This window comes from Aeromonas sp. QDB20 (assembly GCF_027707805.1).
In the GTDB taxonomy this organism is placed as follows: domain Bacteria; phylum Pseudomonadota; class Gammaproteobacteria; order Enterobacterales; family Aeromonadaceae; genus Aeromonas; species Aeromonas dhakensis.
Genome location: NZ_JAPCJC010000012.1, coordinates 61,388 through 86,637, shown reverse-complemented (window position 1 = coordinate 86,637; position 25,250 = coordinate 61,388). Strand labels below are relative to the sequence as shown.

Here is a 25,250-nt window from a genome sequence, read left to right as displayed (position 1 = left end):
GTCATCACCCCTATGTGGAGCCCTGCTCATGTCAACATCAACCCATTTCCCGCCCCTGGCGGCGCCTCGTCTCGGTCTGCTGGCGCTTGGCCTCGCCACCCTGTTGCCCATGCTGGCGGCCAGCATGGGCGGCATCTTGCTGCCGGCATTGGGGGCTGCCTTTCATCTGCCCTTCGCCACCTTGCAATGGGTGCTGGTGGCTTACCTGCTGGGGCTCACCTGCCTGACAGTGGTGGCCGGCCGGCTGGGTGACAGGTTCGGCCGGCGTCGGCTGCTGCTCTGGGGCATGGGGGGATTTGCGCTGGCCTCCCTGCTCTGCGCGCTGGCACCGACCATCGGCTGGTTGATCGCCGCCCGGGCGCTGCAGGGGGCGAGTGCGGCCTGCATGCTGACGCTCTCGCTGGCCATGGTGGGGCAGCTGGTGTCGCCGGCCAGACGGGGCTGGAGCATGGGATTGCTCGGCACCCTGTCGGCCTGTGGCACGGCGCTGGGCCCCTCGTTTGGCGGCCTGCTGCTGGAGGTGGCGGGCTGGCAGGCTGCCTTCCTGGCGCTGCTACCCCTTGGCCTGCTGGCGCTGCTCTGTGCCCGTGCCGGTCTACCCGATGACGGGGCGAGCGGGCAGGGGGCACGACTCAACCTGGCCAGCCTGGGGTGGCTGCTGGTGACGCTGCTGGGCTACGGGCTGGCGCTCACTACGACAGGCATCCTGGCCCTCTGGCTTGGGGGCGGGGCGCTGCTGGCCGCCGCCTGGCTGGTGCGCAGCGAACTGGGCTCCCCCGCCCCTCTGTTGCCGTTGGCATTGCTGCGAACCCGGCGGCTGCGCGGCGCTCTGGCGGCCAGTGCGCTGGTGGCCGGGGTGATGGTGGCGACCCTGCTGATCGGTCCCTTCTATCTGCAGGGGGTATTCGGGCTCGGCCCGCTGACCAGCGGGCTGCTTATCTCGGGTGGACCCCTGCTGGCGGCACTGAGCGGGATGCCAGCCGGTTGGCTGGTGGATAGGGTCGGCGCCATCACAGTGGTGCGACTGGGCTTGCTGGTGATGAGCGCGGCGGTGGTGCTGCTGGCCACCCTGGGCAGCGGCGGGGGCCCGATGGGATACCTGCTGCCCGTGTTGCTGCTGACTGCCGGCTACGCCCTGTTCCAGACCGCCAACAACAGCCTAGTGATCGGCGCCGCCGACGAACAGACCCGTGGTGCCGTGGCCGGGTTGCTGACCCTGTCGCGCAATCTGGGCCAGCTGACGGGGGCGGCGGGGTTGGGGGCCCTGTTTGCCGCCCTGGCGGGAGGCGGCAATCCGGCCGTCGCCAGCGCGAGCGAGCTGGCGTTCGCCATGCGGGCCACCTTCGCCCTGACGGCTCTGCTGCTGATGAGCGCACTCTGGCTGGCGGGGAGAGGTGAACGCGACGTGCCGGGCAATGCGACGCGGGAAGGCTGCGAGCTGAGAGAGCGCTGAAAGCGAAGACGCCTCCACAGGGGAGGCGTCTTGCTACGGGGTTGAGCAGGATATTAAACCGCTCGGATCCTCGTCTTCGATCAAGCTGTTACAGGATAAAGCGGCTCAGGTCCTCGTCTTCAATCAGCTTGCCGAGGTGGGCGTTGACGTAGTCGGTGTTGATGACGAAGGTCTCGCCGGACTTCTCGGAGGCGTCGTAGGAGATATCTTCCATCAGGCGCTCCATCACGGTATGCAGACGACGGGCGCCGATGTTCTCGGTGCGCTCGTTGACCTGCCAGGCCGCTTCGGCCAGACGGCGGATACCGTCCTGGGTGAACTCGATGTTGACCCCTTCGGTGGCCATCAGCGCCTGGTACTGATCGGTCAGTGAGGCGTTCGGCTCGGTCAGGATGCGCTCGAAATCTTCGGTGGTCAGCGCGGTCAGCTCGACCCGGATCGGCAGACGGCCCTGCAGCTCGGGGATGAGGTCGGACGGCTTGGCGATCTGGAAGGCGCCGGAGGCGACAAACAGGATATGGTCGGTCTTGACCATGCCGTGCTTGGTGTTGACGGTGCAGCCCTCGACCAGCGGCAGCAAGTCGCGCTGGACCCCCTCGCGGGAGACATCCGGGCCCGAGCTCTCGCCGCGCTTGCAGATCTTGTCGATCTCGTCGAGGAAGACGATGCCGTTGTTCTCGACGGAGGCGATGGCCTTCTGCTTCAGCTCTTCCGGGTTGACCAGGCGAGCCGCTTCCTCTTCGATCAGCGCCTTCATGGCCTCTTTGACCTTGACCTTGCGCTTCTTCTTCTGGTTCTGACCCAGGTTCTGGAACAGCCCCTGCAACTGGTTGGCCATCTCCTCCATGCCCGGCGGGGTCATGATCTCCACGCCCATGGGGGTGGCGGCCAGATCCAGCTCGATCTCCTTGTCATCCAGCTGACCTTCCCGCAGCTTCTTGCGGAAGATCTGGCGGGTGTTGGAGTTGTCGGCCTTCTCCTCCTCGCCCCAGCTGTTGCGCGGGTTCGGCAGCAGGGCGTCGAGGATGCGCTCCTCGGCGGCTTCCTCGGCGCGGTACTTCATCTTCTCCATCTCGGTCTCGCGCACCAGCTTGATGGCGACGTCGGTCAGATCGCGGATGATGCTGTCCACTTCCTTGCCCACGTAGCCCACTTCGGTGAACTTGGTCGCTTCGACCTTGATGAAGGGGGCATTGGCCAGCTTGGCCAGGCGGCGGGCGATCTCGGTCTTGCCGACACCGGTCGGGCCTATCATCAGGATATTCTTCGGGGTCACCTCGTGGCGCATCTCCTCGGAGAGCTGCATCCGGCGCCAGCGGTTGCGCAGGGCCACGGCCACCGCACGCTTGGCGTCGGCTTGACCAATGATGTGTCTGTCCAGCTCGTGGACGATTTCTCTCGGGGTCATCTCGGACATGATGGTGTTCCTGTATCCGGGGCGGGCAGGGCCCACCCCTTGGAAAATGGGGTTTGGCTGGCGGCCTTATTTGGCGGTGTAGTCCAGCACTTCGATGGTGTGGTTGCCGTTGGTGAAGACACAGATGTCGCCCGCAATCTTGAGGGACTTCTCGACGATGCTCTTGGCATCCAGCTCGGTGTTCTCCAGCAGGGCGATGGCGGCGGACTGGGCGAAGTTGCCGCCGCTGCCGATGGCGATGAGATCGTGTTCCGGCTGCACCACGTCACCGTTGCCGGTGATGATGAAGGATTTGTGCTCGTCGGCGACGGCCAGCAGCGCCTCGAGGCGGCGCAGGGCGCGATCGGTGCGCCAGTCTTTGGCCAGCGCCACGGCGGCGCGCTCCAGGTTGCCCTGATGGGCCTGCAGCTTGGCTTCAAAGCGCTCGAGCAGGGTGAAGGCGTCGGCGGTGCCGCCGGCAAAACCTGCCAGCACCTTGCCGTTGTAGAGGCGATGAACCTTGCGGGCGTTGCCCTTCATGACGGTGTTGCCAAGAGAAACCTGGCCATCGCCACCGATGACGACCTGACCGTTGCGGCGAACTGAAACTATGGTAGTCACTTTACTTACCTCGCTTGAGCCGAATGACGGCCTGACTGTGCATGGCAAGAGAGATGGGGATGGCAATCCGGCTTTTCAAGCCTGCGCTCTGGCGCGGCCAACGGGGTTGGCTGGGAGTGGTGGCGACTGGCACCAAAAGAAACAGGGCCGGGTGTTGCCACCAGGCCCTGTTTATGGACGCTGCGATCACCCCTTCTTGGGGATGCAGCCGCTGATGCCAGAGCCCTGCAGCTTGCGGTTGGCCGCATCGGCCGCCGCCTTGCCGCTGAAGGGGCCCACCATCACCTTGTAGACGGCGCCACCGGCCCCGTTCACCACCTGCAGGCTGGAGGAGAGCCCGGCGGTGAAGGCGATGCGCGCCTTGAGGGATTCCGCGGAATCCTGCGAACGCAGGGCGGCGCACTGCATCATGTAGCGTTCGTTGTCGGCCGTTGCAGGCGGAGTCGCTGCCTTGGCCTTGGCGGCCTCGGCCCGTTCCCGCTCCAGTTCGGCGCGCAGCTCCCGCTCCATCCGATCCCGTTCGGCCTTGCGGTCGATCACCTGCTCCTGGGCACTGGCTACCGGCGCGCCGGTCGCCGGCTTGGCCGGTTGTACCGGTTGCGGCTTGTAGGGCTGCACCTGGCCGATGGGGGTTCCGGGCTGGGGAATATTGGTCGGCACCGGCTGCGGCAGCTTCTCCGGCTGCAGGGTCATGGTTTCTGCCGGCGGTGGCGGCAGCACGCCCGGCTGGGGCGGCGGCTCGACGATGTCGACCTGCTTGTTCTCCAGCCGTTCGATGTAGCTCCATTTCTCCTGCGGCAGGCCGTTGCTCTGGGCCTTGGGCTTGTTGGCTTTCACCTGCTCCTCAATGGTGGGGGCGTCGTTGCCCTTGCCACTGATCATGTAGAGGAAACCGCCGAACCCCGCCAGCAACACCACGGCCAGCAGGGCCGGGATAACAGGAAAGCGGCGAGGTGCCGCTTTCTTGGTGTTGCGACCACCCGCCCGACGTCGCGGGCGGCTGCCGACATAATCCCGGGTCGCCATCTATTACATGCGCTCCAGGGTGTGGATGCCCAGTACGCCCAGGCCCAGCTTGAGGACCTTGGCGGTGGCGGCGCACAGCAGCAGACGGCTCTGACGGGTCGCCTCGTCCACGCCATCCTTGTTGATCGGACAGGCTTCGTAGAAGGTCATGAAGTTGCCGGACAGCTCGTACAGATAGGTACAGAGCAGGTGCGGCATGCCCTTGTCTGCCACGCCGTTGACCGCGTCGGAGAACTGGATCAGCTTCTGGGCCAGAGTCTCTTCCGCTTCCTCGCTCAGGACCACCTTGCCGCCCAGGGTGTCGGCATCGACGCCGGCCTTGCGGAAGATGGACTGGATACGGGTGTAGGCGTATTGCAGGTACGGCGCCGTGTTGCCTTCAAAGGAGAGCATCAGATCCCAGTCGAAGATGTAGTCGGTGGTGCGGTTCTTGGAGAGATCCGCATACTTGACCGCGCCCATGGCGATGGCGTGCACCACCTGGGCCTTCTCCTCGGCGGAGAGGTCGCTGTTGCGGCTCTCCAGCAGGGCAGCGGCGCGCTCTTCCGCCTCATTCAGCAGATCAACCAGCTTGACGGTGCCGCCGGAGCGGGTCTTGTAGGGACGGCCATCCTTGCCCAGCATCATGCCGAAGGCGTGGTGCTCGAGGGGCACGGATTCCGGCACATAGCCCGCCTTGCGGGTGATGGTCCAGGCCTGCATCAAGTGCTGGTGCTGACGGGAGTCGATGAAGTACATCACGCGGTCGGCGCCCAGGGTCTCGTAACGATACTTGGCACAGGCGATGTCGGTGGTGGTGTAGAGGAAGCCGCCATCGCTCTTCTGGATGATGACGCCCATGGGCTCGCCATCCTTGTTCTTGAACTCGTCCAGGAAGACGACGGTGGCGCCTTCACTCTCGACCGCCAGGCCGCGCGCTTTCAGATCGGCGACGATTTCCGGCAGCATGTCGTTGTACATGGACTCGCCCATGATGTCCTTGTTGGTCAGGGAGACATTCAGGCGGTCGTAGTTGCGCTGGTTCTGCTCCATGGTCATGTCGACCAGCTTCTTCCACATGGTGCGGCAGTACTCGTCACCACCCTGCAGCTTGACCACGTAGTTGCGCGCGCGCTCGGCGAACGCTTCGTCTTCGTCGTAGTGACGCTTGGCCTGGGTGTAGAAGGCTTCCAGATCGCGCAGCTCCATGTCGGAGGCGTGCTCGTTGGCCATCTTCTCCAGATAGGCGATCAGCATGCCGAACTGGGTACCCCAGTCGCCGATGTGGTTGGCACGCACCACCTTGTGGCCGAGGAACTCTAGGGCGCGGGCAGCCACGTCACCGAGGACTGTGCTGCGGATGTGGTGCACCGCCATCTCTTTGGCCACGTTGGGGGCGGAGTAGTCCACCACCACTGTCTGCGGGGTTGGCAGCTTCACGTTGGCGTTGGCGGAGGTCACCATGGCCTCTACCTGACCAGCCAGCCAGCTCGGGTCGAAGAAGAAGTTGATGAAGCCGGGGCCGGCGATCTCGACCTTGGCGATCAGATCGGAGGCGGGCAGGTGCTCGATGATGGCAGCGGCCAGCTCACGGGGATTCTTGCGGGCCGGTTTGGCCAGCAGCATGGCCAGGTTGGTGGCCAGGTCACCGTGAGCCTTCTCCTTGCATCGGTCTACTTGCACGCGGGCTTCCAGGTCCGCCGGCAGGATGCCCGCTGACTTGAGATTGGCTACCGTTTGTTCAAGTAGATGATGAATATGCTCTTTCATAACTGACCACCAAGGTTGCGCGTCGAAAAATGACTGATATATAAGGGCGTGAATTTTACCCGCATCGGCCCGAGAAAACTATAGGGATGACCCGCCGCTCGCGGTCGGGCGGATATTTCACTGCATTTGGCACCAGATCCCAGAATATTGGACGGAAATTACGGTGCTTATCCATTTCTACTGCATATCGAAGCGGCTTGTCCAGGCTATTTTCCCCTGATTGTTAAGGGGTTTTTTATTCCAACTCGTTCTGAATGATCTGCCCCGCCGCCCCGGTCGTATCAACAGGTACCTTTTACCGAGGAATCTGTCGATGAAACTGGCGCTGTTTCCCCTCTCGGCCCACCTGCTGCCCGGTGGCATCATGCCGCTGCGCATCTTCGAGCCCAGATATCAGCGCATGATCGCCGAGGCGGGAGAGCAGGGTTTTGCTATCTGCATGCTGGATCCTCGCCAGCCCGATGCGCTGCGCAACATGTACCCCATCGCCACCCGGGTACGGATAGTCGATTTCGATCAGCTGCCGGACGGTCTGCTCGGCATCACGGTGCTCGGCATGGAGCGGGTCAGGATCACCGATCTGTGGCAGGAGTCGGACGGCTTGCGGGTCGGGGAGGTGGAGGTGCTGCCCCCCTGGCGCACCGGCCGGCTCAATGCCGATCAGCACTCGTTGGCCAGGGCGCTGCAGGAGGTGTTCAACGACTATCCGGAGTACGCGGCCCTCTATCGCAACCCGGACTGGGACGATGCCAGCTGGGTGGCCCAGCGCTGGCTGGAAGTGCTGCCCATCCCCGTTGAACAGAAGCAGTGGCTGGTGGCGGCGGAAGACAACCAGCCGGCGCTCTCCCTGCTGAGCGGATTGCTGGTCGCCAGCCACTGAGCCGTTTTTGATGGCAGTGCCGGTGATCCTTTTGCCGCGCCGCACGTATTGGCACTCACCACCCTCTTCAAGGCATGGCGCAATGGCATATACTGGCCAATCACAATCGACTCCGTACAGGATATCGCCCCCCATGGATGACCCAGCCGGCGATCTCAAGTCCCTGCTCGTCAGGGTTGCCGAACATGGCGACAAGGCTGCCTTCGCCACCCTGTTCCAGCACTTCGCGCCGCGTATCCGCAGCTACGGGCTGCGCCACCTCGGCAGCGAGGCCAACGCCATGGAGCTGGTGCAGGAGACCATGCTGCTGGTCTGGCAGAAGGCCCGTCTCTACCACCCCGACAAGGGAGCCGCCACCACCTGGATCTACACCGTCATGCGCAACCAGGGCTTCGACATGCTGCGCCGGCGCCGCGCCAGCAAGGAAGAGCTCTGCGCCGAGGAGCTGTGGCCCATGCTGGAGTACAGGGCGGAAGAGGAGCACCTGAGTGGCGGTGAAGATGCGGTGCTGACCCGTCAGATGGCCCACTACCTCGGCACCCTGCCGGAACCGCAACAGCTGGTGGTGCGCGGCATCTACCTGCAGGAGCTCTCCCAGCAGGAGCTGGCGGACCGGCTCGGCGTGCCGCTCGGCACCATCAAATCCCGCCTCAGACTGGCGTTACAGAAATTGAAGGAACAAGTGGAGCAAGGCCATGATTAAAGCCCATCCCGTTCAGGCCATGTTGCGTGCCTTTGCCGCCGATGAACTGCCCCTGCCGCTGGCCGTCGGCGTCTCCGCCCACTGCGAACTCTGCCCCGACTGTGCGGCCCGGCTGCGGGCCTGCGAAGAGGAGCTGGCCCGGCAATACCTGGCCCCGGCGGAAGAGTGCGAGCCGCTGCCTGCGGCATTTGATGCTATGCTGGCCGGCATCCTGCAACAGCCGGTGGCCACTGCGGCCGCATTGAGTCAGTCGGCGGTGGCCCGGCCCGAGCTGCAGGTGGCGGGCCAGTCGTACCGGTTGCCGCGGGTGCTGGCCCGTCACCACGCCCCCAGCTGGCGCCACATCGGCGCCATCCGGCAGGTGAGCCTGCCGCTCGACGAGCAGGGAGCCCGTGCCAGCCTGCTGCACATAGAGGCGGGTGGCAGCATCCCTGAGCACACTCACAAGGGTTACGAGCTGACCTTGTTGCTGGCCGGCACCATCGAAGATGGCGACACCCGCTATCAGGCGGGGGACTTCATCTGGCGCGATGCCAGCCACGCCCACAGTCCACACACGCCGGACGGCTGCCTCTGCTACACGGTGCAGGACGCGCCGGTGCAGTTCACCAAGGGGCTGTCGCGGCTGCTCAACGGCATCAGCCATCGCCTCTACTGAGCCGACAAAGCAATAAAAAAAGGGACCCTCGGGTCCCTTTTTGCATGGTGCGCTGACCGGATCAGGCCACGAACACCAGGTAGACGGCGAAGGCCACCACGAAGCGGTAGATGGCGAACGGGATGAAGTCGAGGCGACGGATCAGCGCCAGGAAAGTCTTGATGGCGATCATGGCCACCACGAAGGCGGTGACGAAACCCACCGCGAACATGGGGAAGTCGGCCATGGAGAGGAAGTCGCGACTCTTGTAGAGATCCAGTCCGCTGGCCGCCACCATCATGGGCACCGCCAGAATGAAGGAGAACTCGGCCGCCGCCTGACGGCTGATCCCCATCAGCATGCCGCCGCTGATGGTGGCGCCGGAGCGGGAGAAGCCGGGCCAGAGCGCCAGGCACTGGAACAGGCCGATGCCGAACGCCTGCTTGTAGCTGATGTCGTCCAGGGTTTCGGAGCGTACCGCCGGGCGGAACTTCTCGGCGATGATCAGCAGGATGCCGCCGGCCACCAGGGCGTACATCACGGTCTGCGGGCCGAACAGATGGGCCTTGATCCAGCTGTGGATGGCGAGGCCGATGATCACGGCGGGCAGCATGCCGAGGATGATGTGCACCAGCGAGAGGGTGGCGTGTCCCTGCGCCGGCTTCTGGCCGAAGTGGATGCCGATGAGCCCAAACAGGCGGCGCCAGAACACGGCGACCACCGCCAGGATGGAACCCATCTGGATCACCACTTCGAAGGTGGCAGCCTTGGGGCCGTCGAAGCCAAGCAAGTGGCCGACGATGATCATGTGGCCGGTGGAGGAGACGGGGAGGAACTCGGTCAGGCCCTCCACTATGCCCAGCACGAAGGCGACAAACAGGGCGTAAGACTCTGTCATGTTTCAGATCTCTTGATTATTGGTCCGGTTGAAGTCGGCCCCGAGCCGAGCCGGGGGCGACCAATGATGGAGGAAAATCGGGCGGGCAACCAGTGAATATTGTGTTGGCGCCAGGCCCCGCCGGCGGGATCGACGGCGAGGTCATTGGTTTTCATTCGGGCCTACATGGCGTTCGGCGCTCAGCGGCCCCGATCAGGCGGGGCCCTGACCGGCCAAGATCCCCTCGATTTGCTGCAGCAGCGCCGTATCCAGCGGGGGCTGGGCCTGGGCCTCCACCGCGCTGACAATCTGCTGCGGGCTGCTGGCACCGATCAGGGCGCAGCTCACCACTGAGTCGCGCAGGACCCACTGCAGCGCCAGTTGCGACAGTGGTTGGCCCCGCTGCTGCGCCAGCGCATGCAGGGCACGGATGGTGGCCAGCTTGTCGGCGGTGATCTGCTCGGGCTTGAGGAAGGGGCTGGCACTGGCGGCGCGCGAATCCGCTGGAATGCCCGCCAGGTAGCGATCGCTCAGCAGTCCGCCCGCCAGCGGCGAGAAGGCGACCACCCCCATGCTGTGCTCGCGGCAGACCGGCAGGGTTTTAGCCTCGATGTCGCGCTGAAAGAGGGAGTATTTGAGCTGGTTGACCAGACAGGGGGTGCCCAGCTCCGCCAGCCGGGCGGCGGCCTGCGCGGCGAGCAGGGCCGGGTAGTTGGAGAGGCCGACGTAGAGCGCCTTGCCCTGACGTACCATCAAGGCCAGCGCCTGACAGGTCTCCTCCAGCGGGGTGCGCGGGTCCGGCCTGTGGTGATAGAAGATGTCCACGTAGTCGAGACCGAGCCGGCGCAGGCTCTGGTGCAGGCTGGCAAACAGGTATTTGGCGCTGCCGCCATCGCCATAGGGGCCATCCCACATGATGTATCCCGCCTTGCTGGCGATGATGAGCTCGTCTCGATAGGGCGCCAGGCTCCCCTTGAGCAGCCTGCCGAAGGTTTGCTCGGCCGACCCCGGCGGCGGCCCGTAGTTGTTGGCCAGATCGAAGTGGGTGATACCCAGATCGAACGCCTGGTGCATCATGGCTTTCGCGGTGGCGGGATCGCTCTCGGCGCCGAAGTTGTGCCAGAGGCCGAGAGCTATGCCGGGCAGGCGCAGGCCGTGACGACCGGCGGGTCGATAGGGCTGGCGCTGGTAACGGTCGGGGGCGGCGAGGTAGTGATCATCCATAACGACTCCTTGCGTGGGATTGTTTGCGAGCGGATGTGAGGGGTGACCCCGAGCCCTCTTCGCTCGGCATGTCTGCGCGGGAGAAGAGGGGGCCGGGGTCAGCTGGCAGCGATGAAGCGATAGCGGGTCTGGTGGCGATAGGTCTGCCCCGGCAACAGCCAGGGATCGCCCAGCTCGGGCCGGTTGGGGCTGTCCGGTAGCTGCTGGGCCTCCAGACAGAAGCCGGCGTGATCCCGATGGAGCCGGCCATCGCGTGCCGGCGTATTGGCCAGCCAGTTGCCGCTGTAGAACTGCAGCGAAGGCTGGTTGGTGTAGACCTCCATCGCCAGCTGACGATCCCCCGAGACCACCCGCGCCGCCCACTCGGCGCTTGGCCCGTTGAGCACAAAGGCGTGGTCATACCCCTTGGCCTGTTGCTGCTGGGGGTGGCTCAGCCAATCTTGTCCGATCAGGCGTTCGCGGCGCAGCTCGAACGGCCCCTCCACCGGTGTGATCGCGAGCGGCAGACCGCTTTGGTCGGTGGGCAGGAAACGGTCGGCGTTGAGGTGGATGAGGTGGTCGCGCACATCGCCACCGTCCGGGTTGTCGTCGAGATTGAAGTAGGTGTGGCTGGTGAGGCTGACCGGGGTCGCGGCATCCGTGCTGGCGACGCAATCCACCACCAGATCGCACTGCTCCAGCCGGTACTCCAGCATGACCCGCAGGTTGCCAGGAAAGCCCTGATCCCCGCTACGGGAGAGCAGGGTCAGTCTGACCCGGTCCGCCTCCCGCTCCTTGATCTGCCAGTGCTGGCGATGAAACCCCGCCCGTCCGCCGTGCAGGCAGTGGGGCGGCTGGTTGGCATCCAGCGGCCAGCGCTGGCCGTCGCGCAGCAGCTCGGCGTTGCCGATGCGGTTGGCAAAGCGCCCCGCCACCGCCCCCAGCCACACCTGTTGAGCGGGATAGGCCTCATCGGCGCAGCCCAGCAGCACTTCACGGCGCCCACCCGCCACCGGCAGGGTGAGGGAGGTGAGGGTGGCGCCGAAGTCGAGGCCGCGCAGGCGCAGCCCCTCCTCGTTTTCCAGCTCGAACGGAATCATGGCGTCGTTCATAGTCTGCCTGCACCTGTGTTGCCGATCCGGCAGGCCTGCATCATACATGGGCTCATAGTTTTCCCGCCCCCGCGCTGGCGCGGCAGACGTAGCTGTCGGCCTTGAGGCCGAAGCGGGCCGGGTACTCGGCATCGACCGCGGCGATCACCTCGGCCACTTTCTCTGGGCGCAGCAGGGCGACCACGCAGCCACCGAAGCCGCCGCCGGTCATCCGCACGCCGCCCTCAGTGCCGATCCTGGCCTTGATGATCTCCACCAGACCGTCGATGGCGGGCACGGTGATTTCGAAGTCATCGCGCATGGCGGCGTGGGAGTCGGCCATCAGCTCACCGAGGCGCACCAGATCCCCCTGCGCCAACGCATCGGCGGCGGCCAGGGTGCGGCTGTTGTCGCCCACTACGTGACGGGCACGGCGGTAGCAGACCTCATCCAGCCCGGCCTTGCCCGCTTCCAGCGCCGCCAGATCCAGATCGCGCAGCGCCTTGACCCCGTAGTGACGGGCGGCTGCTTCGCACTGCTGGCGGCGGGTGTTGTATTCGCTGTCCACCAGGCCGCGACGGACGTTGGAGTTGACGATCAGCACCGCCAGGTCGGTGGGCATGGGGATGAGGCGGGTCTCCAGCGAGCGGCAGTCGAGCAGCAGGGCGTGATCCTGTTTGCCGCTGGCGGAGATCATCTGGTCCATGATGCCGCAGTTGCAGCCGACGAACTGGTTCTCCGCCTGCTGGCCGTTGAGGGCAATCTCGGCCTGGCTGATGGTGAGCCCCAGCGCCTCCTTGAAGGCCTGGCCAATGGCCACCTCCAGCGAGGCGGAAGAGGAGAGGCCGGCCCCCTGCGGCACGTTGCCGGAGACTACCAGATTGAGGCCGCGCAGGGGATAGCCGCGCTCCTGCAGGTACTTCACCACCCCGCGGATGTAGTCGCTCCAGCGCTGGTCGGCATGATGATTGATGGGCTGGCCGAGATCGAACAGGTCGCGCTGGTTGCCGTAGTCGGCGGCGACCACGTGCACCAGGCTGTCATCGCGCAGGCCGATGGCGACGCAGGTCTCGTAGTCGATGGCGCAGGGCAGCACGAAGCCGTCGTTGTAGTCGGTGTGCTCGCCGATGAGGTTGACGCGGCCGGGGGCCCGCACCAGCAGGTCGGGTTGTTGCTCAAACTGCTCGGCAAACACGGCGCTGACGCGCTGGCTCGGGGTCATGGGGTCACCTCATTGGCTTTGTAATGAACGGGAGAAAGGGTACGCAGGCGCTCCGCGGCTTGCTCCGGGGTAAGGTCGCGCTGGGTCTCGGCCAGCATCTCGAAGCCCACCATGAATTTGCGCACCGTGGCGGAGCGCAGCAGGGGCGGGTAGAAGTGGGCATGCAGTTGCCACGCCTCTGGGCAGTCGGAGCGGGGCGGCGCAAAGTGCCAGCCCATGGAGTAGGGAAAGCTGCACTCGAACAGGTTGTCGTAGCGGCTGGTGAGCTCCTTGAGCGCGATGGCCAGATCCTGTTGCAGCTCGGGGGTGAGCTCGAGCAGAGAGGGGACATGGCGCTTGGGCAGCAGCAGGGTTTCGAACGGCCAGGCCGCCCAGAAGGGCACTACCGCCAGCCAGTGTTCGGTCTCCACCACGATGCGGGAGCGATCCTGCAGCTCCCGCTCCACGTAGTCGACCAGCAGCGGGCGGCCGTGCTCCGCCAGCCAGGCGCGCTGGTGCTGCTCTTCGCGGGCAATTTCATTGGGCAGGAAGTCGCTCCCCCACAGCTGACCGTGGGGATGCGGGTTGGAGCAGCCCATGACGGCGCCCTTGTTTTCAAACACCTGCACCCACTCCCACTGGGCCGACAGCTCGGTCACCTGCTCCATCCAGGTGGTGATCACCTGCTCGATGGCGGGCAGAGGCAGCTCGGGCAGGGTCTTGCCGTGATCCGGCGAGAAGCAGATGACCCGGCTGGTGCCACGGGCGGCTTCCAGTCTGAGCAGGGGATCCTGCTCGCCACTGGCGGCCGGGGTGTCCTGCATCAGGGCGGCGAAGTCGTTGGTAAACACGAAGGTGTCCCGATAGTCGGGATTCTGGTCGCCGGTGACGCGCTTGTTGCCGGCACAGAGGAAGCAGTCGGGGTCATGGGCCTGGCTCGGCGCCTGGCTCACCTTCTCGACCTGACCCTGCCAGGGGCGCTTGGCCCTGTGAGGGGAGACCAGCACGTATTGGCCGCTCAGCGGGTTGAAACGACGGTGGGGGTGATCAACCGGGTTGAACATCATCACTCCTCAAGCTCAATAAAAGAAAATGCGGGCAGGGATGAGGGCGGGTGCGCCTCTCATCTGTGACCCTTCCCCCACAAAGGGAGAAGGGAGCAAAACGGGCATCACGCCTCGTACCCCTGCGGGTTGGCGGATTGCCAGCGCCAGCTGTCGGCGCACATGGCGGCCAGATCCCGCCGGGCACGCCAGCCCAGCTCGCGCTCGGCCCTGGCGGGATCGGCCCAGCATTCGGCGATGTCGCCTGGGCGTCTTGGTTCGATGCGATAGGGCAAGGGGCGACCGCTGGCCGCCTCGAACGCCGCGACCATCTGCAGCACGCTCTGGCCCTGGCCCGTGCCCAGGTTGTAGACGTGCACGCCGCCCTTGCTGGCGCAGTGCTGCAACGCCTTGACGTGCCCTTCGGCCAGATCCATCACGTGGATGTAGTCACGCACACCGGTGCCGTCGACGGTGGGGTAATCGTTACCAAAGACCGAGAGGCAGTCGCGCCGGCCGATGGCGACCTGGGTCAAAAACGGCATCAGGTTGTTGGGGATCCCCTGGGGATCCTCCCCCATGGTGCCCGACTCGTGGGCGCCGACCGGGTTGAAGTAGCGCAGCAGGGTCATGCTCCAGTGCGGCTCGGCCCGCTGCAGATCCTCGAGGATCTCTTCGATGATCAGCTTGGAGCGGCCGTAGGGATTGGTGGCGCTGCGCGGGAAATCTTCCCGGATGGGCGTGCTGGCGGGGTCACCGTAGACGGTGGCCGACGAGCTGAACACCAGGTTGTGGACGCCGGCCCGCTTCATTGCCTGCAGCAATACCAGGGGGCCGTTCAGGTTGTTCTCGTAGTAGTCGAGGGGGATGCGGGTGGACTCGCCAACCGCCTTGAGGGCGGCGAAGTGGATCACGGCGTCGATCCGTTGCTCGCTGAAGATGCGATCCAGCAGGAGCGGGTCACGGATGTCCCCCCGATAGAAGCGGGGCTCGCGTCCGCTGATGGCGGCGATGCGGGCCAGCACGCCGGCCTTGCTGTTGCAGAGGTTGTCCACCACCACGGGCTCCATGCCGGCCGCCTGCAGTGCCAGGCAGGTGTGGCTGCCGATGTAACCGCAGCCGCCGGTGACCAGTACTTTCATCCTCATCTCCACGCTCAAAAAAAGCCTGTGAAGGAGTCTAGCCGAGGGGCTGGCGGGCAAACTGTGAACTGGCTAACAAATATGTGTAAACGATTACACTTGTTTTGGTGGTCATCATTTCAGCAATATGGTTTTTCCCCCTGTTATCAGTGACATTGCTCGGTATAATGGCCTAGTCCCGAACCGTGAAATAAGTGAAAACAGCATGAGTACCATCAAGGATGTCGCCCGTTTGGCCAACGTATCGGTGGCAACGGTTTCACGGGTGATGAACAACTCACCCAAGGCCAGCGCCGCCTCCCGCGAGGTGGTGTTGAAAGCCATGGCCGAACTGGGCTACACCCCCAATGCCAACGCACGGGCGCTGGTCAGCCAGACCTGCGACACCATGGGAGTGCTGGTGGGCGATGTGGCGGATCCCTTCTTCGGCGCCCTGGTCAAGGGGGTCGCCGCGGTGGCGGTGGAACAGGGGCTGCACCTGTTGATGGGTAATGGTTTTCACACGGCACGGCAGGAGCGCGAATCCATCGAGCTGCTGATCGGCAAGCGCTGCGAGGCGCTGGTGGTGCACAGCAAGGCGCTGAGCGACGAGGAGCTGATCGACTATGCGCTGCGGGTGCCCGGCATGGTGCTGATCAACCGCGACATCCCGGCACTCAAGGGGCGCTGTATCGCCCTCAACAACCGGCAGGGGGCGGCCACGGCGACCCGGCATCTGCTGGAGCTGGGCCACCGTCACATCGCCTTCCTGAGCTCCGATCACGCCATCGAGGATGCCATCCTGCGGCTGCAGGGCTATCAGGATGCGCTGGCCGAGGCGGGCGTGCGCGCCGACCCCGAGCTGGTGGAGAGCGGCATGCCCAACGAGGAAGGCGGCGAGCGGGCCATGCTCAACCTGCTGGCCAAGGGGCTGCCCATCACGGCCGTGATGGCCTACAACGATGCCATGGCGGCGGGTGCCATCTCGGTGCTGGCGGACAACGGCCTCAAGGTGCCGGAGGAGGTGTCGGTGGTGGGCTTCGATGACATCATCTATGCCAGATACCTGCGCCCCAAGCTCTCCACCATGCGCTACCCGGTTGAACTGATGGCAGCCCAGGCGGCCAAGCTGGCCCTGCAGCTGGCAGCAGGGGAAAGCGAGGTGGTACAGAGCCGCATTTACACCCCGACCCTGATCAACCGCCACTCGGTGGCGCCCGTTCGAAGCTGATCCCTTTCATTTACCTCCGTTTATCGCTCCGGATTGCCGCTTTTAAGGCGCTCGATCCGGAGCCTTGGTCTTTTACCTGCATTTAGCGCATTTTTACCCTGTTTTACTTAACAAATTAAGTGTAATCGTTTACATCTGTGTGAGCGGGATCGCCGATCACTGGGCAAATCTCCCCTACACTGCATACGTTTTCGGCGTTCATGCAGGGAGAGAGACGAATGCTCAGGGAGATAGTGGCCCGTCAGGACTGGCAGACCCAGGCGATTACCGCAGTGAATCGGCTGCCCGCCCATACCCCCTTGTTCAGCTGGCGCAACGAGGCCGCGGCGCGCGATGATCTCGCCTCGCCTTCGCGCACCCTGCTGGATGGGGAGTGGTGCTTCTCCTTCTTCACGGCGCCCGAGCAGGTGCCGGAGCAGTGGCTGGCGCAGGATCTGGCCGATGCCTGTCCCATCCAGGTGCCGGGCAACTGGCAGCTGGCTGCGGCCTACCCAGGGTTGCGGCCTGCGACCGACGTGCCCATCTACACCAACATCAAGTACCCCTTCCCCTGTAATCCGCCCCGGGTGCCCGCCGAGAATCCCACCGGCTGCTACTCCCGCGAATTCAGCGTGCCAGCCGACTGGCTCACCAGCGGCCAGACCCGGATCATCTTCGACGGGGTGGACAGCGCTTTTCACCTCTTCTGCAACGGTCGCTGGGTCGGTTACTCCCAGGACAGCCGGCTGCCCGCCGAGTTCGATCTGACCCCCTTCCTGCAGGCCGGCGACAACCGGCTGGCAGTGCTGGTGCTGCGCTGGTCCGACGGCTCCTATCTGGAAGATCAGGACATGTGGCGCATGAGCGGTATTTTCCGCTCCGTCAGCCTGCTGCACAAACCGGCTCGTCATCTGATGGATATACGGGTAACGCCCGAGCTCGACGCCTGCTACCGAGATGGCCGCCTCAAGATCGCATTGCAGGTAGCCAATGGGACCGGCCTGTCGGTGGAGCTCAACCTCTATGACGGCGGTGATCGGGTGGCGACCCTGTGCCAGCCGATCGGCACGCAAACCATTGACGAGAAAGGGGCGTATGACGATCGCGCCGAGTGCTGGCTCGAGGTGGCGGCCCCACGCAAGTGGAGCGCCGAGACCCCCCACCTCTATCGCCTCACCCTGACCCTGCTGGACGAGCGGGGGGAGCCCATCGAGAGCGAAGCCTGTGACGTGGGCTTTCGGGCGGTGGAGGTCCGTGGCGGCCTGCTGCGGGTCAACGGCCAGCCGCTGCTGATCCGTGGCGCCAACCGCCACGAGCACCACCCCGCAACGGGTCACGTGGTGACCCCCGCCGCCATCGAGCAGGATCTGCTGTTGATGAAGCAGCACAACTTCAACGCGGTGCGCTGCTCCCACTACCCCAATCACCCCGAGCTTTATCGGCTGTGCGACCGGCTCGGTCTCTATGTGGTGGACGAGGCGAACCTGGAGACCCACGGCATGACCCCCATGGGGCGCTTGGCGCGGGATCCCGCCTGGAGCAACGCCTTCCTGGAGCGGGTGACCCGCATGGTGGCCCGCGACTTCAACCACCCCAGCATCATCATCTGGTCCCTTGGCAACGAGTCGGGCTACGGCCCGGCCCACGATGCCATGTATGGCTGGGTCAAGGGGGCGGATCCGAGCCGCCTGGTGCAATACGAAGGGGGTGGTGCCGATACGCCGGCCACCGACATCATCTGCCCCATGTATGCCCGCACCCATCAGGATCAACCCTTCCCGGCGGTGCCCAAGTGGGCGCTGGCCAAGTGGATTGGCCTGCCGGGGGAGACCCGCCCGCTGATCCTGTGTGAATACGCCCACGCCATGGGTAACAGCCTGGGGGGCTATGCCCACTACTGGCAGGCATTTCGCGATCATCCCCGGTTGCAGGGTGGCTTCGTCTGGGATTGGGTCGATCAGGGGCTGGACAAGCTGACCGATGACGGCCGCCACTTCTGGGCCTATGGCGGTGATTTCGGCGATACCCCGAATGATCGCCAGTTCTGCTGCAACGGTCTGCTGTTCCCCGACCGCACGCCCCATCCGTCGCTGTTCGAGGCCAAGCGGGCCCAACAGCCCTTCGTACTGACCTTGCAACACCGCCAGCCGCTGACGGTCGAGATCCGCAGCGAATACCTGTTTCGCGAGACGGACAACGAAACTCTGCAGTGGCGGCTGTGCGAAGACGGCGTGGTGGTGAGCCAGGGTGAATGCCCACTCACCCTGGCGCCGCAGGGGAGTGTGACGCTGACCCTGCTGGAGCGGTTGCCGGCCTTTGAGCCGGGGGTGCTCGCCTGGCTGGATCTCGCCATCGTGCAGCCCGCTGCCACGCCCTGGTCAGCGGCCGGTCACGAGGTGGCGCGCCAGCAATGCATGTTGCCTGCGCCATTGGCGCTGCCTGCCGCCCGCACACCGGCCACCTTCATCGAGCTGGCGGATAGCTGGCAGATCCGGGCGGCCAACAGCGAGTGGCGGCTGGACAAGGCCAGCGGCCGCGTCCACAGCTGGCGCAAGCTGGGGCGCGAGCAACTGAAAGAGGCCATCGCCGATCACTTCTATCGGGCGCCGCTCGACAACGACATCGGCACCAGCGAGGCGGACCACGCCGATCCCAACGCCTGGATCGCCCGTTGGCAGCTGGCCGGGCTCAATGAGTTGCAGCATCGCTGTCTCGAGCTGGTAGTGAGCCCTGACCAAGGGGTTGTGACGGTACGCCACGGCTACTTTGTCGGCGAGGCGCTCAAGCTGCTGACTTGCTGGCGCCACTCCTTCGATCAGGATGGGGCCATGCTCCTCGCCATCGAGGTGGAGGTGGCAGCCGAGATGCCCTCCCTGCCGCGCATCGGCGCCCTGCTCTGGCTGACCGACGAGGTGCTGGCGGCAGGGGAGGAGGTGAGCTGGCTGGGGCGTGGTCCGCACGAGAACTATCCGGATCGCCTGCTGGCTGCCGACCTCGGTCGCTGGCAGTCGTCGCTCGATGCGCTGCACACCGCGTATGTGTTCCCGACCGACAACGGGCTGTGCTGTGACACCCGTCAGCTGCGATGCGGCTCCGTCGAGGTCGAGGGACTGTTTCATTTCAGCCTGAGCCGTTTCAGCCAGCAGCAGTTGGCCCAGGCTCGTCACCAGACCGATCTGGTGGCCGCAGGCGGGCTCCATCTCTGTCTGGATGGTTTTCATATGGGGATTGGGGGCGATGACTCCTGGAGCCAGAGCGTGCGGCCGGAATATTGGTTGCAGCCGGGCGGCTACTATTGGAACTGTGTTCTACGCTGAATCTGAGCGATTGCTTAACAAGAAAGAGTCCCGTTCAGAGCCTCAGTGTCACCAGATAAACATAACTATATGATTTTTAATTGATTTGTTGCTATGTAACAGAGTGTAAACGTTTTCATTTTGTTGTCATGATCACAGAACGACATACAACAAACTGATTACATTAGGCTGGCGCCAGTTCACTTGGTGTACAGCATTCCCTACAAAAACAGATAGAGAGATCGGAGCATAACAATGAAAAAGATCACGACCATTGCCGCCGTACTGATGAGCTTGATGGCAGGAGCCACCGCCCATGCCGAAACCCGTATCGGGGTGACCGTCTACAAATACGACGACAACTTCATGGCGGTAGTGCGCAAGGCAATCGAGAAGGAAGCGGCTGCCAATCCGGGGGTGGAGCTGCTGATGAACGACTCCCAGAATGACCAGTCCAAGCAGAACGACCAGATCGACGTGCTGCTGGCCAAGGGGGTGAAGGCGCTGGCCATCAACCTGGTTGACCCGGCGGCGGCCCCGGTCGTGATCGAGAAAGCCCGTGGCGAGGACGTGCCCGTGGTGTTCTACAACAAGGAGCCTAATGCCGCCGATCTGGCCAGCTATGACAAGGCCTACTACGTGGGTACCGATTCCAAGGAGTCTGGCATCATTCAGGGTCAGCTGATCGCCAAGCACTGGAAAGCCAACCCGGCCTGGGATCTGAACAAGGATGGCGTCATCCAGTACGTGCTGCTGAAGGGCGAGCCGGGTCACCCGGATGCCGAAGCCCGTACCACCTACGTCATCAAGACTCTGAACGATGGCGGCATCAAGACCGAGCAGCTGCACATGGATACTGGTATGTGGGATACCGCCATGGCCAAGGACAAGATGGACGCCTGGATCTCCGGCCCGAACGCCAACAAGATCGAAGTGGTCATTGCCAACAACGATGGCATGGCGATGGGTGCCGTGGAGTCGCTGAAGGCCCAGGGCAAGACCGCCATCCCTGTGTTCGGCGTGGATGCACTGCCTGAAGCGCTGGCGCTGGTCAAAAGCGGCGCCATGGCCGGTACCGTGCTGAACGATGCCGCCAACCAGGCCAAGGCCACTTTTGAGCTGACCAAGAACCTGGCTGAAGGCAAACCGGCCGGTGAAGGCACCAGCTGGAACATAGTCAACAAGGTAGTGCGTGTTCCCTACGTTGGCGTAGACGCAGACAACCTGTCCAAATTCGAATAATTCCCTCCTCCAGGGCAAGGGAGATCCCTTGCCCTTTTTTCAACCAGATGTGATGGCTGATATGACAACACAGCAACAATCAGAATGGCTGTTGGAGATGATTGGCGTCAGTAAGAGCTTTCCTGGCGTCAAGGCACTCGATAATGTCAATTTACGGGTCCGTCCTCATTCTGTGCATGCGTTGATGGGCGAGAACGGGGCAGGAAAATCGACGCTGCTCAAGTGCTTGTTCGGCATTTACGAGAAGGATGAGGGCAAGATCTTCTTCAAGGGGCAGGAGATCAACTTCACCTCCTCCAAGGAGGCGCTGGAGAACGGTGTCTCCATGGTGCATCAGGAACTGAACCTGGTATTGCAGCGCTCGGTGATGGACAACATGTGGCTCGGCCGCTATCCCACCAAGGGGCTGTTCGTCGACCATGGCAAGATGTATCAGGACACCAAGCATATCTTCGACGAGCTGGACATCGACATAGACCCGCGGGTCAAGGTCGGTACCCTCTCCGTCTCCCAGATGCAGATGATCGAGATCGCCAAGGCGTTCTCCTATGACGCCAAGATCGTCATCATGGACGAACCCACCTCCTCGCTGACCGAGAAAGAGGTGAGCCACCTCTTCAAGATCATCAACAAGCTCAAGGAGAAGGGCTGCGGCATCGTCTACATCTCACACAAGATGGAAGAGATCTTCCAGCTGTGTGACGAGATCACCATATTGCGGGATGGCCAGTGGGTGGCGACCCAGCCGCTCAAGGGCATGACCATGGATCAGATCATCGGCATGATGGTCGGTCGCGAGCTCACCCAGCGCTTCCCGGAGAAGACCAACCAGCCGAAAGAGGTGATCCTCGAGGTCGAGCACCTGACGGCGAAGAATCAGCCCTCCATCCAGGACATTACCTTCAACCTGCACAAGGGGGAGATCCTCGGGGTGGCCGGGTTGGTGGGGGCCAAGCGGACCGACATCGTCGAGACCCTGTTCGGCATTCGCGACCGCAGCGAGGGTTCCATCAAGCTGCACGGCAAAGAGGTGGCCAACCACAACGCCCACGAGGCGATCCGCAACGGCTTTGCGCTGGTGACCGAGGAGCGCCGCTCCACCGGCATCTATTCGCGCCTCGACATCGCCTTCAACTCCCTGATCGCCAATATGGACAACTACAAGGGCTCCATGGGGCTGCTCAGCGACAACAAGATGAAGAGCGACACCCAGTGGGTCATCGACTCCATGCGGGTCAAGACGCCGACCCAGCAGACCCAGATCGGCTCCCTCTCGGGGGGCAACCAGCAGAAGGTGATCATCGGCCGCTGGCTGCTGACCCAGCCGGAGATCCTGATGCTGGACGAACCGACCCGCGGCATCGACGTGGGGGCCAAGTTCGAGATCTATCAGCTCATCCTGGAGCTGGCGAAGAAGGACAAGGGCATCATCATCATCTCGTCGGAAATGCCCGAACTGCTCGGCATCACGGATCGCATCATGGTGATGAGCAATGGCCGGGTCGCCGGGATCGTCAATACCAAAGAAACTGACCAGAGCGAGATACTGCGCCTGGCATCTCTGTACCTCTAGAGACAGGAAGACATTTATGGAGTCGGCTAAAAATTTCAATCTGATGCGGGCGCTCAAGGAGAACGGCATCTACGTGGTGCTGCTGGTGCTGCTCATGATCATCGTGATCAAGGAACCCTCCTTCCTGAGTCTCACCAACTTCAGCAACATCCTGACCCAGTCTTCGGTGCGGGTCATCATTGCGCTCGGGGTGGCTGGCATCATCATCACCCAGGGGACGGATCTGTCGGCCGGTCGTCAGGTCGGTCTGGCGGCGCTCATCGCGGCGACCATGCTGCAGGCGCTGACCAACGTCAACAAGGTGTTTCCCAGCCTGGGCGAAGTGCCCATTCCGGCGGTGATCCTGCTGGTGTGCGCAGTGGGAGCCCTGATTGGCTTGGTCAACGGCCTCATCGTGGCCTATTTGAACGTCACCCCGTTCATTACCACCCTGGGCACCATGATCATCGTCTACGGCATCAACTCCCTCTACTTTGACTCGGTAGGGGCTTCGCCGGTGGCTGGCTTCGACCCCCGTTTCTCGAGCTTCGCGCAGGGGTTCATCAAGCTGGGTGGCTTCAAGCTATCCTATCTGACCTTCTACGCCGCCATCGCCAGCGTGTTCGTCTGGGTGCTGTGGAACAAGACCCGCTTTGGCAAGAACATCTTCGCCATCGGCGGCAACCCGGAAGCGGCCAAGGTCTCCGGCGTCAACGTGGCGGTCAATCTGGTGATGATCTATGCGCTGGCGGGGGTCTTCTACGCCTTCGGCGGCATGCTGGAAGCGGGCCGGATCGGCAGCGCCACCAACAACCTGGGCTTCATGTACGAGCTCGATGCCATCGCCGCCTGCGTGGTGGGCGGGGTGTCGTTTGCGGGTGGCGTGGGTACCGTGGCCGGGGTGATCACCGGCGTGCTTATCTTTACCCTGATCAACTATGGTTTGACCTATATCGGCGTCAGCCCTTACTGGCAGTTCATCATCAAGGGCGGCATCATCATTCTGGCGGTGGCACTGGACTCCATGAAGTACGCCAAGAAGAAATAACGATTGGCAGGGAGGGTTGGCAGTGCCGGCCCTCTCTTCTGGAGGGATCCCATGCCATTCAAGGTCAAGATTTACGTCCTGTTGCTGCTGGCCATCCTGGTCACCATCGGTACCGCCTGGTTCAGCGTCAATCACTTCATCAGCGCCTACATCCGCACCCAGGCGACCAAGAACATCAACGAACAGATCTCCCTGGTCAAAGAGAAGCTGGCCGGCGACATCAATCAGAAAATCCTGCTGGCAGCCAACCTCAACTTCGGGGTGACCAACGTCAAGAAGACGCTGGAAGAGACCGGCTTTCACAACATCGTCAAGGTGATCGGCGACATGGCGTTCGACGTGAGCGGCGTCATCAACGACAGCAGTAAGGTCGATGCCCTGCGCAAGCTTATCCCCGCCGCCAACAACCAGATCACCGTCAGTCCGCTGCAGCAGGTGGATGGCAAGCCCGTCATCTCGATTCTGGTGCCGCGCGGTGCCGACTCTGCCTACCTTTATTACCTCGACATGAGCGAGTTCAAGAACCTGCTGGCCAGCGTCAGTGGCGAAGGGCGCTACTTCTCGCTGGCTGACGGGCAGGGCAATGAGCTCTACAGCAGCAAGCCGCAGGGGGAGAGCGAAGCGCGCCCCAATTCGCTGGATATTCGCGGCAGCAGCTGGACCCTGACCGGTTACATCGATCTCGATTACATCCACACCATGACCCAGGCACTCAACGGCCAGATCATCATGGCGCTGCTCGGGGTGGCCGTGGTGGTGATGGTGCTCGCCGTGCTGGCGCTCAATGTGGCCTATCGCCCGATTCTCTCGCTGCGGGACCTGGTGCTGGAGCTCTCCCGTGGCAGCGGCGATCTGACCCGTCGGCTGGCGGTAACCAGTACCGATGATCTGGGCCAGATTTCGGCCGGTATCAACCGCTTTATCGAGCGGCTGCAGGAGATGATGAACGAGGTGAGGAAGGCCAGCGGCCAGCTCAACAGCGGTATCGAAGGGTTGGCCAGCCAGACCGGTGCTGCCCAGTCCCTGCTGGCGGATCATGTGCGGGAGACCGAGCAGGTGGTGACCGCCATCAACGAGATGAGTCGCACCGCGGTCTCCGTCTCGGAGAGCGCGGCCAGCACGGCCCAGCTCACCGGCCAGAGCCAGCAACTGGCGAGCCAGTCCCGTCAGGTGGTCGATCAGGCCATGGCCAGCGTGATGGCGCTGGTAGATGAGGTGGAAACCACCGCCCGCTCCATCGAGGCGATGCAGCAGGATGTGCAGCAGATTGGCTCGGTGCTCGGGGTCATCGGCAGCATAGCCGAGCAGACCAACCTGCTGGCCCTCAACGCTGCCATAGAGGCCGCCCGCGCCGGCGAGCAGGGGCGTGGCTTTGCCGTGGTGGCTGACGAGGTGCGTTCACTCGCCGCCCGTACCCAGCAGAGTACGGCGGAGATCCAGACCATGCTGGCCAGCCTGCAGCAGGGGACCCGGACCGTGGTGAATGCCATGAGCAATACCAAGCAGAGTTGTCAGGGCGCCGCCGAGAACACCACTCGGGTCAACGAGTCACTGGATCTGATGGCGGGCGAGGTAGTGGAGATCAACGATCTCATCAGCCATATCGCCACGGCTGCGGAGCAGCAGAGCGCGGTAGCCGAGGAGATCAATCGCAACATGAGCGCCATTGCCGAGGTGATCCGCCAGCTGACCCACAACGGCGAGGCGACGGTGGCCAGTGCCGGCTCGATGCAGCAGACCTATGACAGGCTGCGGGAGATTGTGGGGCACTTCCGGCTGGAATGAGCAGATAGAAAGGTAGGCCGGGGTAAAAATGGCCAAAAAAGATGGGGGCGACTTGCGTCGCCCCCGATAGTCTTATCGCTCATATCCTTGAACGAAGTTGCTCCCTGCAATCCCTG

20 protein-coding genes are annotated in these 25,250 nt (G+C 63.6%); 10 read left to right on the top strand and 10 right to left on the bottom strand.

Annotation, left to right across the window (positions count from 1 at the left end; all coding sequences use genetic code 11):
* The first annotated feature begins 28 nt into the window (after nucleotides 1–28).
* Nucleotides 29–1,453 (top strand): MFS transporter, encoded by a 1,425-nt coding sequence (locus tag PG897_RS14935; protein ID WP_201881042.1) that lies wholly within the window; start codon nucleotides 29–31, stop codon nucleotides 1,451–1,453.
* An 88-nt stretch (nucleotides 1,454–1,541) separates the two neighbouring features.
* Here PG897_RS14935 and hslU read toward each other — a convergent pair whose 3' ends face one another.
* From hslU to argS, 4 genes are all read right to left on the bottom strand, one after another.
* Nucleotides 1,542–2,870, bottom strand: coding sequence for an HslU--HslV peptidase ATPase subunit (gene hslU / locus PG897_RS14930; protein WP_201881041.1), 1,329 nt, complete (start codon nucleotides 2,868–2,870; stop codon nucleotides 1,542–1,544).
* A gap of 66 nt (nucleotides 2,871–2,936) precedes the next feature.
* On the bottom strand, nucleotides 2,937–3,470 hold the full coding sequence (gene hslV, locus PG897_RS14925) for an ATP-dependent protease subunit HslV (RefSeq protein WP_017779534.1): 534 nt from the start codon (nucleotides 3,468–3,470) through the stop codon (nucleotides 2,937–2,939).
* Nucleotides 3,471–3,656: 186 nt separating this feature from the next.
* Complete coding sequence (locus PG897_RS14920; RefSeq protein ID WP_043170598.1) at nucleotides 3,657–4,496, bottom strand: SPOR domain-containing protein; 840 nt, start codon at nucleotides 4,494–4,496, stop codon at nucleotides 3,657–3,659.
* 3 nt (nucleotides 4,497–4,499) lie between these two features.
* Nucleotides 4,500–6,245 carry an arginine--tRNA ligase gene (gene argS, locus PG897_RS14915; protein ID WP_043170599.1) on the bottom strand — a complete coding sequence of 582 codons (1,746 nt, stop codon included), beginning with the start codon at nucleotides 6,243–6,245 and terminating at the stop codon, nucleotides 4,500–4,502.
* 313 nt (nucleotides 6,246–6,558) lie between these two features.
* Here argS and PG897_RS14910 point away from each other — a divergent pair, with 313 nt between their 5' ends.
* The 3 genes from PG897_RS14910 to PG897_RS14900 all read left to right on the top strand — a co-directional run bounded on the left by PG897_RS14910 (nucleotide 6,559) and on the right by PG897_RS14900 (nucleotide 8,486).
* The gene (locus tag PG897_RS14910) at nucleotides 6,559–7,125 is read left to right on the top strand and encodes an LON peptidase substrate-binding domain-containing protein (protein ID WP_005306528.1); all 567 of its coding nucleotides are present in this window, start codon (nucleotides 6,559–6,561) and stop codon (nucleotides 7,123–7,125) included.
* Nucleotides 7,126–7,258: 133 nt separating this feature from the next.
* Nucleotides 7,259–7,828, top strand: coding sequence for a sigma-70 family RNA polymerase sigma factor (locus PG897_RS14905; RefSeq protein ID WP_043170601.1), 570 nt, complete (start codon nucleotides 7,259–7,261; stop codon nucleotides 7,826–7,828).
* Entirely contained in the window at nucleotides 7,821–8,486 is a 666-nt protein-coding gene (locus PG897_RS14900; protein ID WP_043170602.1) for a ChrR family anti-sigma-E factor, read from the top strand. Before PG897_RS14905 ends, PG897_RS14900 begins: the two co-directional genes overlap by 8 nt.
* Before the next feature lie 61 nt (nucleotides 8,487–8,547).
* On the opposite strand, the gene bacA is transcribed toward PG897_RS14900, so the two are convergent.
* The 6 genes from bacA to galE all read right to left on the bottom strand — a co-directional run bounded on the left by bacA (nucleotide 8,548) and on the right by galE (nucleotide 15,022).
* The gene (gene bacA, locus PG897_RS14895; RefSeq protein WP_017764837.1) at nucleotides 8,548–9,363 is read right to left on the bottom strand and encodes an undecaprenyl-diphosphate phosphatase; all 816 of its coding nucleotides are present in this window, start codon (nucleotides 9,361–9,363) and stop codon (nucleotides 8,548–8,550) included.
* Between the two features lie 192 nt (nucleotides 9,364–9,555).
* A complete protein-coding gene (locus PG897_RS14890; protein ID WP_043170603.1) occupies nucleotides 9,556–10,566 on the bottom strand; it encodes an aldo/keto reductase in 1,011 nt (336 codons plus the stop codon).
* A 98-nt stretch (nucleotides 10,567–10,664) separates the two neighbouring features.
* Nucleotides 10,665–11,657: a galactose-1-epimerase gene (gene galM, locus PG897_RS14885; RefSeq protein ID WP_201885275.1), complete on the bottom strand. Its 993-nt coding sequence runs from the start codon at nucleotides 11,655–11,657 to the stop codon at nucleotides 10,665–10,667.
* A 52-nt stretch (nucleotides 11,658–11,709) separates the two neighbouring features.
* Nucleotides 11,710–12,858: a galactokinase gene (galK, locus tag PG897_RS14880; RefSeq protein ID WP_005306510.1), complete on the bottom strand. Its 1,149-nt coding sequence runs from the start codon at nucleotides 12,856–12,858 to the stop codon at nucleotides 11,710–11,712.
* On the bottom strand, nucleotides 12,855–13,901 hold the full coding sequence (locus tag PG897_RS14875) for a UDP-glucose--hexose-1-phosphate uridylyltransferase (RefSeq protein ID WP_043170604.1): 1,047 nt from the start codon (nucleotides 13,899–13,901) through the stop codon (nucleotides 12,855–12,857). The genes galK and PG897_RS14875 overlap by 4 nt, the downstream gene beginning before the upstream one ends.
* Nucleotides 13,902–14,008: 107 nt before the next feature.
* Nucleotides 14,009–15,022, bottom strand: a complete 1,014-nt coding sequence (gene galE, locus PG897_RS14870) for a UDP-glucose 4-epimerase GalE (RefSeq protein WP_201881039.1) — start codon at nucleotides 15,020–15,022, stop codon at nucleotides 14,009–14,011.
* A gap of 205 nt (nucleotides 15,023–15,227) precedes the next feature.
* Between galE and PG897_RS14865 the strand changes: the two genes are divergently transcribed.
* The 6 genes from PG897_RS14865 (at nucleotide 15,228) to PG897_RS14840 (ending at nucleotide 25,134) form a co-directional block, all read left to right on the top strand.
* Nucleotides 15,228–16,232 (top strand): substrate-binding domain-containing protein, encoded by a 1,005-nt coding sequence (locus tag PG897_RS14865; protein ID WP_201881037.1) that lies wholly within the window; start codon nucleotides 15,228–15,230, stop codon nucleotides 16,230–16,232.
* Between the two features lie 218 nt (nucleotides 16,233–16,450).
* The gene (locus PG897_RS14860) at nucleotides 16,451–19,528 is read left to right on the top strand and encodes a beta-galactosidase (RefSeq protein WP_201881027.1); all 3,078 of its coding nucleotides are present in this window, start codon (nucleotides 16,451–16,453) and stop codon (nucleotides 19,526–19,528) included.
* A gap of 234 nt (nucleotides 19,529–19,762) precedes the next feature.
* Nucleotides 19,763–20,749 (top strand): galactose/glucose ABC transporter substrate-binding protein MglB, encoded by a 987-nt coding sequence (gene mglB / locus PG897_RS14855; protein WP_094698389.1) that lies wholly within the window; start codon nucleotides 19,763–19,765, stop codon nucleotides 20,747–20,749.
* A 52-nt stretch (nucleotides 20,750–20,801) separates the two neighbouring features.
* Nucleotides 20,802–22,322, top strand: coding sequence for a galactose/methyl galactoside ABC transporter ATP-binding protein MglA (gene mglA / locus PG897_RS14850; RefSeq protein WP_017781206.1), 1,521 nt, complete (start codon nucleotides 20,802–20,804; stop codon nucleotides 22,320–22,322).
* Nucleotides 22,323–22,338: 16 nt separating this feature from the next.
* Complete coding sequence (gene mglC / locus PG897_RS14845) at nucleotides 22,339–23,349, top strand: galactose/methyl galactoside ABC transporter permease MglC (RefSeq protein ID WP_017779549.1); 1,011 nt, start codon at nucleotides 22,339–22,341, stop codon at nucleotides 23,347–23,349.
* Nucleotides 23,350–23,400: 51 nt separating this feature from the next.
* Complete coding sequence (locus PG897_RS14840) at nucleotides 23,401–25,134, top strand: methyl-accepting chemotaxis protein (protein WP_043170610.1); 1,734 nt, start codon at nucleotides 23,401–23,403, stop codon at nucleotides 25,132–25,134.
* The last annotated feature ends 116 nt before the right edge of the window (nucleotides 25,135–25,250 follow it).